Consider the following 14,948-nt stretch of genomic DNA (forward strand, 5'->3'; position numbering starts at 1 on the left):
TGTTTGGACAGAAGAATAAACTGATGCGTTCCATCGGTAAACCTTGAAACGCACAGTTTTCCTCGAGTGGGCAAAGCCCCCTCTGCGGATTCCGGTCGGGAAACGCTTCGTTTCCCAAACCCTTCCGTGCAAAGCAAAAGGACATCGGATTTTCCGATGTCCTTTTTGTTTGTCAGCTTAGATAAGATTTGTCAGCTTTGCCTGTACTGCCGCAATCTGTTCATCTGTCGGCTCTGTGGGTGTCCATGTCACATTGATGCCGTCGCCCTCGCGTCTGGGAATCAGGTGGATATGGAAATGGAACACTGTCTGTCCGGCAATGGGGCCGTTATTCTGCAGGATATTCATATCGGTGAAGCCAAGCACTTCCTTCATGGCTCTTGCCAGCTTTGCCGCCAATGCGTATGCTCTGCCTGCCTGTGCAGGGTCGATTTCAAAGACATTTGGCACATGGTTTTTGGGCAGAATCAGTGCATGCCCCTCGCCGGAAGGGAATCTGTCCAGAATTACCTTAAATTCATCATTTTCGTATATGGTTGCAGAAGGAATTTCTCCTGCAATGATTTTGCAAAAAATACAGTCGCTCATAGGTATCTTCCTTTCTTTGGTGTAATTTTCCTCTATCATAACACGAAAAAATGAGAATTTACAGGGGTTTAGCCAAAGTATTTTGCATACAGATGGGAAAGGGCGACGGTATGATTCTGCTTATCCGTCAGGATTTCAAAAAAGGCGTTCCGGAGGTCTGCTTCCGTCATGGCAAAGAGCAGAGCGCGATAGAATGAAATATCATCCATTTCAGCAAGCAGCAGTTCCTCCAGAAGGGCGCAGGTATCGGTGGCTTCTGTGGCTTCTTCTGTTTCGCAGGCTTCGTTTTCCTGTGGCGTTGTGCCGAAAATGAGAAAGCCGACCTCCTGCAAAAGCCGCAGATGCTTCTTTCCGTCCAGATACATGGTGCGGAGAATCTGTCCCGCCTCTGAAAGCTCTGCACGGTCAAGAAGGGTCTCAAATTTTCGGGTGGTTTCCGTTGCTTCTGTACGGGCGAGGGAAAGCAGTTCCTCTAGACGCTTATCCTGCGCAAGCAGCGAGGGCTTCTCTGCCTGCGTTTCCTTCGCACGGGAATGATATAGCTGTGTATTTCGGTTGTATGGATACATATTTGTCTCCTTTTGCTTTTTCTATCATCCTATGCAAAAGGGCTGTCCTTCTTGCCTTTTGGCAGGGAAATAAGGATGGTATGCGGCAGGGTTTTGTGTTAGAATGAGGAAAAGGAATTGAGAAACTCTGAAAAGGTGGGTATAAAAAATGAGCAAGAAAATCGTATTGACGGGCGGCGGCACAGCCGGGCATGTGACCCCGAATTTGGCATTGCTGCCATATCTGAAGCAGGAAGGCTATGAGGTTATTTATATCGGCTCTCAGAATGGCATTGAGCGCACGCTGATTGAGGCGGAGGGCATCCCTTATTATGGCATTTCCACAGGGAAGTTGCGCCGTTATCTTTCCAAGGAGAACCTCAAGGATGTATTCAAGGTGCTGAAGGGCATCAGCGAAGCAAAGCGTCTGTTAAAGAAATTAAAGCCGGATTTGGTATTTTCCAAGGGTGGCTTTGTGGCGGTTCCCGTTGTGCTGGGTGCAAAGAAGAACCACATTCCCGTTATTATCCATGAATCGGACATCACCCCCGGTCTGGCGAATAAGATTGCTATGCCCTCCGCAAGGGTGATTTGTGCCACCTTCCCTGAAACCCTGCAGTATGTGCCGAAGGGTAAGGGTGTGCATACGGGGACACCCATCCGTAAGGAATTATTCGAGGGGGAGAGAGAAAAAGGTCTGTCCGCCTGTGGCTTCAGCGGCGAAAAGCCTGTTCTGCTGATGATGGGCGGCTCTCTGGGGGCGGTCAAGCTGAATGACTGCCTGCGTGAAATCCTGCCTGAACTGACAAAGACGTTTGATATCATCCATCTTTGCGGCAAGGGAAATCTGGATGAAGCTCTGCAAAACAGAACAGACTATAAGCAGTTTGAATATGTTTCCGAGGGGCTGAATGATTTATTCGCGGCGGCGGATTTTGTGGTTTCCCGCGCAGGGAGCAACTCCATTTCGGAATTTCTGGCACTGAAAAAGCCGAGCCTGCTCATCCCTCTGAGCGCAAGGGCGAGCCGCGGCGATCAGATTCTCAATGCGGCCTCCTTTGAAAAGCAGGGCTTTGCGCGCGTGCTGGATGAGGATGAAATGACGGCAGAAACGATGAAAAAAGAGATTTTTGCTTTGTATGAAAATAAGGAAAAATATGTTGTGGCTATGGAAAAAAGCCCTGCGGGGGACGGCGTTGCAGCTGTGATGACGCAGATTAAAGCCTTGATGCGCTGATTTTGGCAAGAAACAGCGAAAATGTTAATGCAATCTTAAGAATTTCTGAATTGACACTCCAAAGACGGATGGACTAAAATGGACGTTAGGAAAAAGAAAACGGAGGAAATGAAAATGAAGAAAAGATACCTTGCGTTGGCGTTGGCGGCAGTTCTGGCAGTTTGTGCGGCAGGCTGCGGCAAAGAGGAAGCGAAGGACGATAGCAATAAAACGGCAGAAAAGGGAACGGTAGATACCACGGAAATTTTACAGGCGCAGATGCCTGAGGAGGGCGAGGAAATCGCCGTGATTACTACATCCAAGGGGGTTGTGAAGATGCGCTTTTTCCCCGAAGAAGCACCTAAGGCAGTGGAAAACTTCAAAACACTGGCAAAGAAGGGCTATTATAACGGGCTGCTTTTTCATCGTGTGATTGAGGACTTCATGGTGCAGACGGGCGACCCGAAGGGTGACGGCACAGGCGGCGAAAGCTGCTGGGGCGAAGCCTTCGAGGATGAAATTTCCCCGAAGCTGCATTATTACAGAGGTGCGGTTGCCATGGCAAATTCCGGTGCGAATACAAACGGCAGTCAGTTCTTTATCGTACAGGCAAAAGACGTTGTAGAGGAAGCGCTGACCGCACTGCGGGATGCCCGTGATAATAACGAAGGCGAGGAGCTGGGCGTAACCCTGACAGACGGGAAGTATTATACCTTCAGTCAGCTGTTCCCCGATTCTGTTCTGGAGCACTACAAAGAGGTCGGCGGCGCGGCACATCTGGAATATGTTTTCGGCAATCCCTATACCATTTTCGGGCAGGTCTTTGAGGGTCTGGATGTGGTGGATGCCATCGCGGCGGCAGAAACAAATGAAAACGATAAGCCTGTGGAGGATATTACCATCGAAAGCATTACCTTTGAAAATTATCATGCACAATAACAAAAACATAACAGAAAAATTCAGGGGCGTTTGGTTGTGCAAACGCCCTTCTGCATGGGAAAAACGCGGGCAAATCTGCATTTTCTGTTGCAAATAGGGGTAAATCATAGTATTATTTGAAAGAATGGAGTAATTTGTACAAAAATAAGAAGAACAAAAGGAGAGACAATAAATGAGCTTGTATGAAGATTGGATGAAGAAGGCATTTTCTCAGGAAGGCCGCAGCATTGAAGCGGTTTGGGAGGAATATCTGCCCAAGGAACAGAAAATCTATGAATATATCCTCGGCGAAAAGGTAACAAAGCTGGAAGGCACGATTGCAGAGCTGGCTGCACGTTTCGATATGACAGCAGAAATGATTGTTGCATTTATCGACGGTCTGAACGCATCTCTGGAAGAACCCTTTGATATGGAGACTCTGGCAGAGGACACAAAGGTTTGCATCAATATTGATTTTGAGAAGCTGTATAAGCTGATGATTGAATATAAGGCAGAGCATCTGTCCAACCTGCCCCAGTGGGACGGTATTTATGACGCAGAAACCAGAAAGCATTTTGCACTGGAACAGAAGAAATCCAAAACCATCGTAAAGGGCGAAAAAATCGGTCGTAACGATCCCTGCCCCTGCGGTTCCGGTAAAAAATATAAAAAATGCTGCGGCAGAAACGCGTAAGGCTATGAAGACGATTGTGGCAAAGGTTGACCTGCGCCAAGCGTCATCCGCAGAAGTCATTCAGACGGCTGCAAAAATTTTGCAGGAGGGCGGTCTGGTGGCTTTTCCTACAGAAACCGTTTACGGTCTGGGCGGAAATGGCTTGGACAGCGCAGCCTGTGAAAAAATATATCTTGCGAAGGGGCGGCCTTCGGACAACCCCTTAATCCTGCATATTTCCGAAATAGAAGAATTAGACCGCATTGTTGCGGAGGTTTCCCCGCAGGCAAGGGCGTTGATGGATGCCTTCTGGCCCGGTCCGCTGACGATGATTTTCAAGAAGAAGGATATTGTCCCTGCGAAGGCAACCGGCGGTCTGGATACCGTAGCGGTGCGTTTTCCGAATCACCCCGTTGCAAGGGCGATTATCCGCGCGGCAGGTCTGCCCATTGCGGCACCGAGCGCCAATTCCTCAGGCAAGCCAAGCCCCACCAGAGCCTCCCATGTGGAGTATGATCTGAATGGGAAGATAGACATGATTGTGGACGGCGGAGCGGCAGAATGGGGACTGGAATCCACGATTGTGGATGTTTCGGACGAAATCCCCATGATTCTGCGTCCCGGTGCGGTGACAAAGGAAATGATAGAGGCGGTTGTCGGGCAGGTAGAAATTGATCCGGCAATCCTGCACAAGCCCACGGCGGATTTTAAACCAAAAGCACCGGGGATGAAATATACGCATTATTCTCCCAAGGCAGAGGTTTTTCTGGTGAAGGGGGAACAGACAGCTGTTGCAGAAAGGATTAACGCGCTTGCGGCGGCGGAGCGTGCGGCAGGCAAAAAGGTCGGCGTGATGGCAACGGAGGAAACAAAGACGCTGTATCATGCGGATATCATTCTTTCTCTGGGCAGCAGAGCAAAACCCGAAGAAATCGGCGCAAACCTCTTCAAAACCCTGCGGAAATTTGATTTTCTGGGGGTGGATGTGGTTTATTCCGAGGTCTTTTCCGAAAAAGGCGAGGGGATGGCGATTATGAACCGTCTGAACAAGGCGGCGGGCTATCGGGTATTAGAAGCGGAATAAAGAAGAAAAAAGGAGTGTTTGATATGTTGGCATTGGGCTGTGATCATGGCGGTTACCCCCTGATGAAGGAAGTCATCAAATATCTGGAGGATAATAAAATTGCATTTAAGAACTTCGGCACCTACTCCGAAGCTTCTGTAGATTATCCCGAATATGCAAAAAAGGTTGCACACGCAGTCGCTGACGGCGAATGTGAAAAGGGCATCCTGATTTGCGGCACGGGCATCGGTATTTCCATTGCGGCAAATAAGGTAAAGGGCATCCGCTGTGCATTGTGCGGCGATGTGTTCTCCGCAAAGGCAACCAGAGAGCATAATGATGCAAATATTCTGGCAATGGGCGCACGAGTAACAGGACCGGGTCTGGCACTGGAGATTGTAAAGGCGTTCCTGGAAACACCGTTTTCCAATGACGAGCGTCACATCAGAAGAATTAAACAAATCGAAGATTGAGAGGGAAGAAGCATGAGTAAATTATTTGTATCCGAGCATCCTCTGATTCATACCAAAATGGCAATGCTCAGAGATGAACAGACCGGCACAAAGGAATTTCGTGAGATTATCGGCGAGGTAGCCTCTCTGCTTCTGTATGAAGCAACCAGAGATCTGCCCTTGAAGGAAGTACAGGTAAAAACACCCATCGCGACCGCAACCTGCAAAACCATTGATACCAAGCTTGCGATGGTTCCTATTCTGCGCGCAGGGCTTGGCATGACAGATGGGCTTTTGAACCTGCTGCCTGCGGCAAAAATCGGGCATATCGGTTTGTATCGTGATGAAACCACACTGGAGCCTGTGGAATATTACTGCAAGCTGCCTCTGGATATTGAAGAACGTACCGTATTTCTGACAGACCCTATGCTGGCAACGGGCGGTTCCGCAGATGCGGCAATCGGCTTTCTGAAGGCAAGAGGGGTAAAAAATATTATTTTCCTGTGTATTCTGGCAGCAACAGAGGGCGTGGAGCGTTTGCAGAAGAATCATCCCGATGTGGATATTTATGCAGCGGCGTATGATGACGGCAGTCTGAATGAGCATGGATATATCGTACCCGGTCTGGGGGACGCAGGCGACCGTATCTTCGGTACGAAGTAAAACCACTCCCGGGAGGAGAGATTGATTTTGGTAGAACATAACTGGTTATTATATATTGCTGCCTTTGCTTGTGCCTTCGCCATCACTCTGGTGACGACACCCTTCGCAAAATGGCTTTCCGTCAAATGCGGCGCAATCGATTATCCGAAGGACAGAGGTGTGCATAAAAAACCAATGCCCCGTATGGGCGGGGTAGCCATCGTGCTTGGCTTTACAATTACGGTGCTGATGGTGAATTATTTTGATAAAAGCATGGACAGCAGACAATTTGCAGGCTTTTTGGTTGGCGCACTGCTGATTGCAGGCTTGGGCGTAGTGGATGATATGAAAAATCTGCCGGCAAAGCTGAAATTCTGCGTGCAGATTCTGGCGGCGCTGATTGTCATTTTTTCCGGCACACGGATTCAGGTGGTGCTTTGGCCCGTAACGGCATATTTGCAGAAATTTAGTATCCCCATCACGCTTGTCTGGATTGTCGGCGTGACGAACGCGGTAAATCTGATTGACGGTTTGGATGGTCTGGCGGCAGGGGTTACCTCCATTGCGGCAATGAGCCTGATGGTGCTCTGCATTATGACAGGCAGCACAACGGCGGTTGGCTTAACGGCGGCACTGGCAGGGGCTTGTCTGGGCTTCCTTCCCAGAAACTTCAACCCTGCGGAAATCTTTATGGGCGATACAGGCTCTACGTTCCTTGGCTTTGTGCTTGCGGTAACGAGTATCCTCGGCGTATTCAAGGGCTATGCCTTGCTTGCGCTGATTGTGAGCGTGCTTTGTGTTGGACTGCCTGTGTTTGATACGATTTGTGCAATGCTGCGCCGTATGGCGAAAAATCAGCCCATCATGCAGGCGGACAGAGGACATCTGCATCATAAGCTGATTGACCATGGCTTCAGCCAGAGACAGGCGGTATTGATTATGTATACCATCAGCCTGCTGTTGGGGCTTCTGGCAATCTTTATCAGCTTTAAAGATTCCGGTACGATTGTGGTTATGGCGCTGACGGTGATTGTGCTGTGCTTCATCATTTATTATTTCAATGCCCATATCAGAAATAAGCAAGACCATGATGATAAATAATGGCTCAGACGATTTTCTCCCTGTTTCCAAAACAGGGAGATTTTTTCTGCCCGCGTATCTGTTTTTTTAAAAGGAAATATAGTATAATAAAGGTTCAGAAAATAACAGATTCCGATAGGAAAGGAGGAAAGCCGCATGGCGGAAGAAATTCGTTTAAGTAAAAGCTTCATAGAAACCGAGCTGCCGCAGGCACCTCCCTTATATGTGTCGGTTTATCTGATGACATTAGCCGTTGGGCAGGATGCGAAGAAGGTGGCTGAACGGCTGAAAGCCACAGAAACAGATGTCCTCTATGCCTGGGGCTATTGGAAGGGCAAGGGCTATTTGCAGGAGGAGAAAAAGCAGGAAACAGAAAGACCTGCATTGGTTTCCTCTGTACGCCCCGATTATTCTCCGAGAGAATTGGCACTTTACATAAAAATTGATAAGGTCAGAAAATTATTTGATTCCGCGCAGAAAAAGCTGGGAAAAATGCTTTCGCAGCAGGATATGAGCCTGCTGTTCAGCTTTTATGATTGGCTTGGTCTGCCGATGGAGGTCATCGAACTGCTGCTCTCCTATTGCACCGCAAGCGGGCATACCGGTATGCGCTATATCGAAAAGGTCGCTATCGGCTGGGCAGAGGAAGGCGTGAATACTGTGGAAAAGGCAGCGGAATATATTGAGCTGCGGAAAACCGGCTACCGCTCTATTTTGCAGGCGTTTGGGCAGAATCGTATGCCTGTGGCGGCAGAGGAAGCCTATATGAAAAAATGGCTGCAGGAATATAAGCTGCCGTTGGATGTGGTGAAGCTTGCCTGTGAAAGAACGGTCATGCAGACGGGAAAGGCATCCTTTGCATACGCCGACCGTATTCTGGAAAATTGGAAAAAGGCAGGCGTGTCCGCTGTCGCGGATGTGCAGGCGCAGGATGCCGCCTTTGCGGCGAAAAAGGCGCAGAATACACCGACCACACAGACCGCAGAAAAGCCGCAGCGCGCACAGAAGCAGAATCGTTTCATCAATTATACGCAGAGCGAATGGGATTTTGCGGAGCTGGAGAGACTGGAACGGGAACAGAGAGAAAAATGGTAAAAACAGATAAAATAGATTGGGGGGAGAAAATTGGCAACGAAAACACAGATTTACAAGGAAGTCCTGCGGGAATATGATGCCCTGCGGACGCGTAAGGCGGCGGAGCTGCGAGAACGGAAGGAAAGCCTGTATGCGCGCTTTCCGCGTCTGGCAGAAATAGAGGAGACGCTTTCCATGGTTGGTGTTTCTACGGCAAAGCTGGTGTTGCTGCATCCGGAGGAACGGGAAAAAGCAATGACGGAAATGAAACAGAAGCAGCAGGTCTTACAGGACGAGCGGATGGCACTTCTGGCGAAAAACTGCCTTTCTCCCTCTTTGCTGAAGCTGGAATACGCATGTGAGAAATGCAGGGATACAGGCTATATCGAAGGTACGCCCTGCACCTGCATGCGGCGCAGGCTGATGGACAGGCTGTATGACCAGTCCAATGTACGCGATGTGATTAAGCTGGAAAATTTCGATACCTTCGATTTGCGTCTCTTTGATACAGAGGTTGTGCCTGCGGAGGGCATTTCGCCCAAGGAAAATGCACAGCGCAATCTGAAAAAGGCGATGGAATTTGCGGAGCATCCGGAGGGGGAAAATCTCTTGCTTTACGGCGGCGCAGGCAGAGGGAAAACCTTCCTGTGCAACTGTATTGCGAAGGAGGTTCTGGAGCATGGGAAAACGGTGCTTTACCTCACGGCAGGGCAGCTTTTCAAGCAGCTGGAGGATATGCGCTTTCGCAACAAGGAGGAGGAAGAGCCCTTCGATTGGGACAGTGAAATTCTGGATGCGGATCTGCTGATTATCGATGACCTTGGGACGGAATTTGCAACGATGTTTACCGCCTCGGAGCTGTTCCGCATTGTCAATGACAGAAAGCTGAGAAAACGCCCTGTTGTGATTTCCACCAATCTGGATTATCGTGCGCTGATGGAGCAGTATTCCGATCGCGTGATGAGCCGTCTGATTGGGGAATATACCACACTGAAATTCTTCGGGGATGATATTCGGATGAAGAAAAAATACAGATAAGACAAAACAGAGTTTTGCTTTATATTCAGACAGAGGAATAAAAAGAGGAGCTTCGACGATGGCAAGTGCCTTGAAGCCCTCTGTTTTTCTTTTTCCCTGTAAATAGTAAGAACTTTTTTGCAAAAAAGACGATTTTTTTCAGCCTGTCCGTTGAAATCCTGCGTTGCGTTTCTCCGGAAAGTATGCTAGAATTATATCTTGATATGGTCTCTGTATTTGGAACAGAAAAACGGAGATGGAGAAAGAAACGAGAATAAGGAGGAACGCTCTTGAACAAATATCTTAAACCAATCGGAATTTATGTGCTGATTTTTGTGGTTATTTTAGCGGCACTGGCGTATACAGGCCCACAGATTCTTCCGCAGCGCAATGATGCGGCGCAGGAGGAATATGTCTACAGTGACCTGTTGAAGGAACTGGACGAAAATAACGTGGCTTCTGTGGAGGTTTCCAGAAGAACAGAGGTCGGAGACTACGGTACGGCGGAGGCAACGCTGAAGGACGGCAGTGTCATTCGTGTGGATGTGCCGAGTATATCCGTATTGCAGCAGGTGCTGGATGAAAAAGCCCTGACAAATGGCGTAAAGATTGACGTTGGGGATTTGCAGAGAGAAAGCATGCTTTCTCAGGTGGTACCCTCTCTCATCATGATGATTGTGATGATTATTATCTTTATTCTGCTGTTCAACCGTATGCAGGGCGGCGGCGGAAAGATGAACAACTTCGGCAAGAGCAAGGCAAAAATGAGCGTTGACGGGGAAAGCAATGTTACCTTTGACAACGTAGCAGGCTGTGACGAGGAAAAGGGTGAGCTGGAGGAATTGGTAGAATTTCTGAAGGCACCCAAGAAATTTACGGAGTTAGGTGCGCGCATCCCGAAGGGTGTGCTGCTGGTGGGCCCTCCGGGTACCGGTAAAACATTGCTGGCAAAGGCAGTTGCCGGCGAGGCAGGCGTACCCTTTTTCAGCATTTCCGGTTCCGACTTCGTGGAAATGTTTGTCGGTGTCGGTGCATCCCGTGTAAGGGATTTGTTTGAACAGGCGAAGAAAAACGCCCCCAGTATTGTATTTATCGACGAAATCGATGCTGTCGGCAGACGCAGAGGCGCAGGTCTTGGCGGCGGACACGATGAACGCGAGCAGACATTGAACCAGCTGTTGGTTGAGATGGACGGCTTCGGCATCAACGAAAGCGTTATTATTATTGCGGCAACCAACCGCGCGGATATCCTTGACCCGGCGCTGCTCAGACCCGGTCGTTTTGACAGACAGGTTTATGTCGGCAGACCCGATGTAAAGGGCAGAGAGGCCATCCTGCGCGTGCATGCAAAGGGCAAGCCTATGGCATCTGAGGTGGATTTGAAGGTGGTTGCGCAGACAACTGCAGGCTTCACCGGTGCGGATCTGGCAAACCTTTTGAATGAAGCGGCGCTGCTGACCGCCAGAGACGGCAAGAAGAAAATTGATATGGAAGAAATCCAGAAGGCACTGATTAAAATCGGTGTCGGGACGGAAAAGAAAACAAGAGTCATTTCCGAAAAGGAAAAATACATCACAGCATACCATGAGGGCGGTCATGCCATCCTCTTTGAGGTGCTGAGCGAGCTTGACCCTGTCCACAGCATTTCCATCATTCCTACGGGGATGGCAGGTGGCTATACCATGCCACTGCCCGGCGAGGACAGAATGTATATGACAAAAATGATGATGGAACAGGAAATCATCAGCCTTCTGGGCGGTCGTGCGGCAGAAGAACTTGTAATCAAGGATATCACCACCGGTGCATCCAATGATATTGAACGTGCGACATCCATGGCAAGAGATATGGTAACAAAATACGGCATGAGCGAGCTGCTTGGGCCCATCCAGTTCGGCGGCGATAATGATGAGGTCTTTATCGGCAGAGACTGGGGACATGCAAGAAATTACGGCGAAGGCGTAGCGGCAACCATCGATCAGGAGGTTAACCGTATTGTGACAGACGCTTATCGGGAGGCAAAGCGCCTCTTGCAGGAGAATATGGAAATGCTCCATGCAACCGCAAAGCTCTTAGTAGAAAAGGAAAAGGTAACAGGGGACGAATTCCGCTCTTTGTTTGACCAGAAGGTACGCAACGAGGTTCTGGGCATTGCAAATGAGGCGGAGCAGCCCACAGAAACAGCGGAAAACAGAGAGGAGAACTAAGGATTATGGAATTCAAAAACATCGTACCCGGTATGACATTTGAAAAGGAATTTATCGTAGAGGAAGGCGATACCGCATCTCATTTCGGCAATGATAAGGTGCCTGTATTCGCATCCCCCAGACTGATTTCCTGGATTGAAGGCACAGCAATCGGCACAGTTGCTCCTTTCCTGCCGGAAGGCTGGGAAACCGTAGGCACAACCTTCGATCTTGCACACCTTGCCGCAACACCCGTTGGCATGAAGGTGCGCGTGGTAACAGAGGTGACAGAGGTGAAGGGCAAGATGCTGACCTACTCTGTAAAGGCGTATGACGAAGTGGATAAAATCTGCGAAGGCACACATGGCCGTGCCATCATCGAACTGGGTAAATTCCTGAGCCGTGTAAACAAAAAAGGCACAAAATAAGAAGCAAGGCAAACGAAGGTCTGGAGTGCGTCCCGTACTGCAGGCCTTTTTCTTCGAGAGAAAAAGGAGAGGCATTATGGCAAAGAAAATTCTGGCGGCGGCCAATAATAAAGAGCAGAAATATTTTATGGAGGAGGAATTTAAATTCCTGCCCGATACGATTAAAGAGGATTTGAAGCGCATCTGCGTTTATATGGCAGAAAAGCTGAACTGCACTTTTCTGGTAGGCTTTGATGACAACGGCGATGTGTATTTTGAGACTATAAAGCATGAGGGTGATTTTGATTTTGACGAAATCGGTGCAGAACTGGAAATCAAACGCCTGCAAAAGGAAGAGTTGGAGTTGTTCCGTGCGATGGAGCTGTGGTATGTGCTTTTTTGCACAAAAGAGGGCGCACCTGCGAAGGAGGAATTGATGCGCAGAGCGGCAGCAGAGGGGAAAACCTTATAAGATTGTGTAAAAAATAACAAGAAAATCAAAAAAAATATTGTAAAATCCGCAGTTGCTGTTATAATGGATTTGGTTGTGTATCAACGGCGGAGAAAAGGGGAAATAGCATGACCCGTTTCGGGCAGGCATAGAAACACTCCTTGCCGTAAGGCACAGAAAAATATGATTCCAAATCATCTTGTATCCTGCGAGAATGAGAATGAAAGGAGCTTTTCAAATGAGCGAAACAGCAAACACACAGGCAGAAACAGGCAAAAAGGGAAAAATGTCGGCAAGAGAGCTGACCACATTGGGCCTTCTGACAGGGGTACTGCTTCTGATGAGCGTAACCCCCTTGGGATATTTCCATACCTTCGGGTTAGATATTTCTCTGATGATGGTTCCCGTTGCAATCGGCGCGATGCTGATGGGCCCCAAGGCAGGGGCATGGCTGGGGCTGATTTTCGGCGCAACCAGCTTTTATCAGGCGGTGACAGGCTCCTCTGCGTTCAGCACGATGCTGTTTAACATTAACCCGATCTATGCGTTCCTGCTTTGCATCCCTACCCGCGTGCTGATGGGCTTTCTGACAGGTGTGATTTTTAAAGCGGCGCAGAAGGTGGATAAAAAGAAAACAGTCTGCTATTTTGTCGGCGGCTTTTTTGCGGCATTTCTGAATACATTGTTCTTCATGGGCGTGCTGCTTATTTGCTACTGGAATACAGAATTTATTCAGGGTATCAATGAAACATTGGGCGGTCTGAATCCTCTGATGTTCGTGGTTGCGTTTGTCGGCGTGAACGGCGCATTGGAAATGCCCTCCAGCTGTATTGTCGGCGGGATTGTTTCCAAGGCAGTCAACAGAGCATTGTATACGAAAAAGGAAGCATAAGTTTTACATAAATAAGAAAATGTAAATGCATACGGCGCAGGATGGATTTCCTGCGCTGTTCTTCATATAAAATTCCGAATAGGAGAAGGTTTTATGTTATTGGTAATTGATGTGAGCAATACAAATATGGTTTTGGGCGTATTTAATGGGGAGAACCTTGTGGCGAACTGGCGGCTCTCTACGAAAAGCGGACGCACTGCGGATGAAACAGGGCTTCTGATTTGCAGCCTGTTTGCATATTCTGATGTTTCTGTAGGTGATATTGAGGCAATCATTGTTTCCTCTGTTGTGCCGGATGTGATGTATTCCACACTCAATGGCATTAAAAAATTCTTGAAAAAAGACCCGATTGTGGTGCGTGCCGGTCTGAAAACAGGTATCAACCTGCGGATGGAAAACCCGAAGGAAATGGGGACAGACCGTATTGTCAACCTTGTGGCGGCGTATGAGCTGTATGGCGGCCCTGCCATTGTGGTGGATTATGAAACCGCAACCACATTTGATGTTGTCAGTGAGAAGGGCGAATTTTTGACAGGCATAACGGCACCCGGACTGCAAACCTGCGCAGACGCGCTGTATCAAAGGGCGGCAAATCTGCCGAAGTTTGAAATTGTGAACCCCGAAAGCGTGATTACGAAAAACACCGTAGAGAGTATGCAGGCAGGTTTGGTGGTCGGGCATATCGGCGAGGCAAAGTATATCATTCAGAGAATCAAGGAGCATTTCAACTGCCCCAATATGAAGGTCATTGCCACAGGCGGCTTGGGCAAGGTGATTTATGAAGAGGAAAATGGCATTTTTGATGTCTATGACCCTGTTCTTTCCCTGCATGGACTGCGGCTGATTTACGGGAAGAATAGGAACAAACGATAATGAAAAAGCATTACCGGCTTTTTCGGTCAATTAGGAGGAAAGCAGATGCTTTTGGTAATCGATGTTGGAAACACCAACTTTGTTTTGGGCTTATATAAAAAAGAAAAATTGGTAAAGTGTTGGAGAATGACAACCGGCGGCAATCGCACAGCAGATGAAACCGGCATTTTTATTCATGGTCTCTTTGATGCGGCAGGGATAGATGCAGGGAAGGTCGAGGCGGTTATCATTTCCTCTGTTGTCCCCGATATTATGTATTCTCTCACGCAGGGGATTCGCAAATATTTCAATATCGAACCGATGATTGTCGGCGTTGGGATGAAAACGGGGATTGTGATTAAACGGGATGACCCGAAATCCGTCGGCTCTGACCGTATCGTTGACCTTGTGGCGGCAAATGAGATTTACGGCGGCCCTGCTATTGTCATTGATTACGGCACAGCAAACACCTTTGATGTCATCAATGAAAAAAGCGAATTTATCACAGGCTTTATCACGCCCGGCATTTCCTCCTGCGCAGAGGCTTTGTATCAGAAGGCGGCACAGCTGCCGAAAATCGAAATTAAGGCACCGAAGTCCATCATTGCGAAAAACACTGTGGACAGCTTTCAGGCAGGGCTTGTGCTGGGGCATATCGGGCAGACGAAATATATCATCGAGCAGCTGAAGGAAAAGCTGAATCTGCCGAATATGAAGGTCATTGCGACAGGCGGTCTGGCAAGGGTGATTGACCCGAAGGGCGAAATTTTTGATGTACTTGACCCCGTATTGACGCTGAAGGGTCTGCGCATCCTGTACGAAAAGAATAAATAAGAAAATCGCAGGCAGCTTTGCCTGTTTTTTCTTTCATGGAGAGAAAGCTTGAAAAAGA

At 48.5% G+C, this 14,948-nt stretch carries 17 protein-coding genes; 15 read left to right on the forward strand and 2 right to left on the reverse strand.

Going from position 1 to position 14,948, the window contains the following annotated elements; genetic code table 11:
• Positions 1 to 177 precede the first annotated feature (177 nt).
• Together EJE48_RS10105 and EJE48_RS10110 are read right to left on the reverse strand one after the other, a co-directional pair.
• Entirely contained in the window at positions 178 to 588 is a 411-nt protein-coding gene (locus EJE48_RS10105; protein WP_016407026.1) for an HIT family protein, read from the reverse strand.
• A 68-nt stretch (positions 589 to 656) separates the two neighbouring features.
• A complete protein-coding gene (locus tag EJE48_RS10110; RefSeq protein WP_016407027.1) occupies positions 657 to 1,157 on the reverse strand; it encodes a hypothetical protein in 501 nt (166 codons plus the stop codon).
• Positions 1,158 to 1,305: 148 nt separating this feature from the next.
• Here EJE48_RS10110 and EJE48_RS10115 point away from each other — a divergent pair, with 148 nt between their 5' ends.
• The 15 genes from EJE48_RS10115 to EJE48_RS10185 all read left to right on the forward strand — a co-directional run bounded on the left by EJE48_RS10115 (position 1,306) and on the right by EJE48_RS10185 (position 14,890).
• Positions 1,306 to 2,373, forward strand: coding sequence for an undecaprenyldiphospho-muramoylpentapeptide beta-N-acetylglucosaminyltransferase (locus tag EJE48_RS10115; protein WP_118581155.1), 1,068 nt, complete (start codon positions 1,306 to 1,308; stop codon positions 2,371 to 2,373).
• A 114-nt stretch (positions 2,374 to 2,487) separates the two neighbouring features.
• Positions 2,488 to 3,291, forward strand: coding sequence for a peptidylprolyl isomerase (locus EJE48_RS10120; RefSeq protein ID WP_016407029.1), 804 nt, complete (start codon positions 2,488 to 2,490; stop codon positions 3,289 to 3,291).
• A gap of 172 nt (positions 3,292 to 3,463) precedes the next feature.
• Positions 3,464 to 3,964 (forward strand): SEC-C metal-binding domain-containing protein, encoded by a 501-nt coding sequence (locus EJE48_RS10125; RefSeq protein WP_016407030.1) that lies wholly within the window; start codon positions 3,464 to 3,466, stop codon positions 3,962 to 3,964.
• A gap of 4 nt (positions 3,965 to 3,968) precedes the next feature.
• Positions 3,969 to 5,027 (forward strand): L-threonylcarbamoyladenylate synthase, encoded by a 1,059-nt coding sequence (locus EJE48_RS10130; RefSeq protein WP_118581152.1) that lies wholly within the window; start codon positions 3,969 to 3,971, stop codon positions 5,025 to 5,027.
• 23 nt (positions 5,028 to 5,050) lie between these two features.
• Positions 5,051 to 5,479 (forward strand): ribose 5-phosphate isomerase B, encoded by a 429-nt coding sequence (gene rpiB / locus EJE48_RS10135; RefSeq protein WP_118581149.1) that lies wholly within the window; start codon positions 5,051 to 5,053, stop codon positions 5,477 to 5,479.
• 12 nt (positions 5,480 to 5,491) lie between these two features.
• Complete coding sequence (gene upp, locus EJE48_RS10140) at positions 5,492 to 6,121, forward strand: uracil phosphoribosyltransferase (RefSeq protein ID WP_016407033.1); 630 nt, start codon at positions 5,492 to 5,494, stop codon at positions 6,119 to 6,121.
• A gap of 27 nt (positions 6,122 to 6,148) precedes the next feature.
• Positions 6,149 to 7,201 (forward strand): MraY family glycosyltransferase, encoded by a 1,053-nt coding sequence (locus EJE48_RS10145; RefSeq protein WP_016407034.1) that lies wholly within the window; start codon positions 6,149 to 6,151, stop codon positions 7,199 to 7,201.
• 135 nt (positions 7,202 to 7,336) lie between these two features.
• Positions 7,337 to 8,275 carry a DnaD domain protein gene (locus EJE48_RS10150; protein ID WP_118581146.1) on the forward strand — a complete coding sequence of 313 codons (939 nt, stop codon included), beginning with the start codon at positions 7,337 to 7,339 and terminating at the stop codon, positions 8,273 to 8,275.
• A gap of 30 nt (positions 8,276 to 8,305) precedes the next feature.
• On the forward strand, positions 8,306 to 9,292 hold the full coding sequence (locus EJE48_RS10155) for an ATP-binding protein (protein ID WP_016407036.1): 987 nt from the start codon (positions 8,306 to 8,308) through the stop codon (positions 9,290 to 9,292).
• A 269-nt stretch (positions 9,293 to 9,561) separates the two neighbouring features.
• Positions 9,562 to 11,475, forward strand: a complete 1,914-nt coding sequence (gene ftsH, locus EJE48_RS10160; protein ID WP_118581140.1) for an ATP-dependent zinc metalloprotease FtsH — start codon at positions 9,562 to 9,564, stop codon at positions 11,473 to 11,475.
• 5 nt (positions 11,476 to 11,480) lie between these two features.
• Complete coding sequence (locus EJE48_RS10165) at positions 11,481 to 11,882, forward strand: thioesterase family protein (RefSeq protein ID WP_118581137.1); 402 nt, start codon at positions 11,481 to 11,483, stop codon at positions 11,880 to 11,882.
• Between the two features lie 76 nt (positions 11,883 to 11,958).
• Positions 11,959 to 12,333, forward strand: a complete 375-nt coding sequence (locus tag EJE48_RS10170; RefSeq protein ID WP_016407040.1) for a DUF6145 family protein — start codon at positions 11,959 to 11,961, stop codon at positions 12,331 to 12,333.
• Positions 12,334 to 12,550: 217 nt separating this feature from the next.
• Positions 12,551 to 13,204, forward strand: a complete 654-nt coding sequence (locus EJE48_RS10175) for an ECF transporter S component (RefSeq protein ID WP_243108021.1) — start codon at positions 12,551 to 12,553, stop codon at positions 13,202 to 13,204.
• A 93-nt stretch (positions 13,205 to 13,297) separates the two neighbouring features.
• Positions 13,298 to 14,077 carry a type III pantothenate kinase gene (locus EJE48_RS10180; RefSeq protein WP_118581134.1) on the forward strand — a complete coding sequence of 260 codons (780 nt, stop codon included), beginning with the start codon at positions 13,298 to 13,300 and terminating at the stop codon, positions 14,075 to 14,077.
• A 45-nt stretch (positions 14,078 to 14,122) separates the two neighbouring features.
• A complete protein-coding gene (locus EJE48_RS10185; RefSeq protein ID WP_118581131.1) occupies positions 14,123 to 14,890 on the forward strand; it encodes a type III pantothenate kinase in 768 nt (255 codons plus the stop codon).
• Positions 14,891 to 14,948: the final 58 nt, after the last annotated feature.

The organism is Anaerotignum faecicola (assembly GCF_003865035.1).
GTDB classification, from domain to species: domain Bacteria; phylum Bacillota; class Clostridia; order Lachnospirales; family Anaerotignaceae; genus Anaerotignum_A; species Anaerotignum_A faecicola.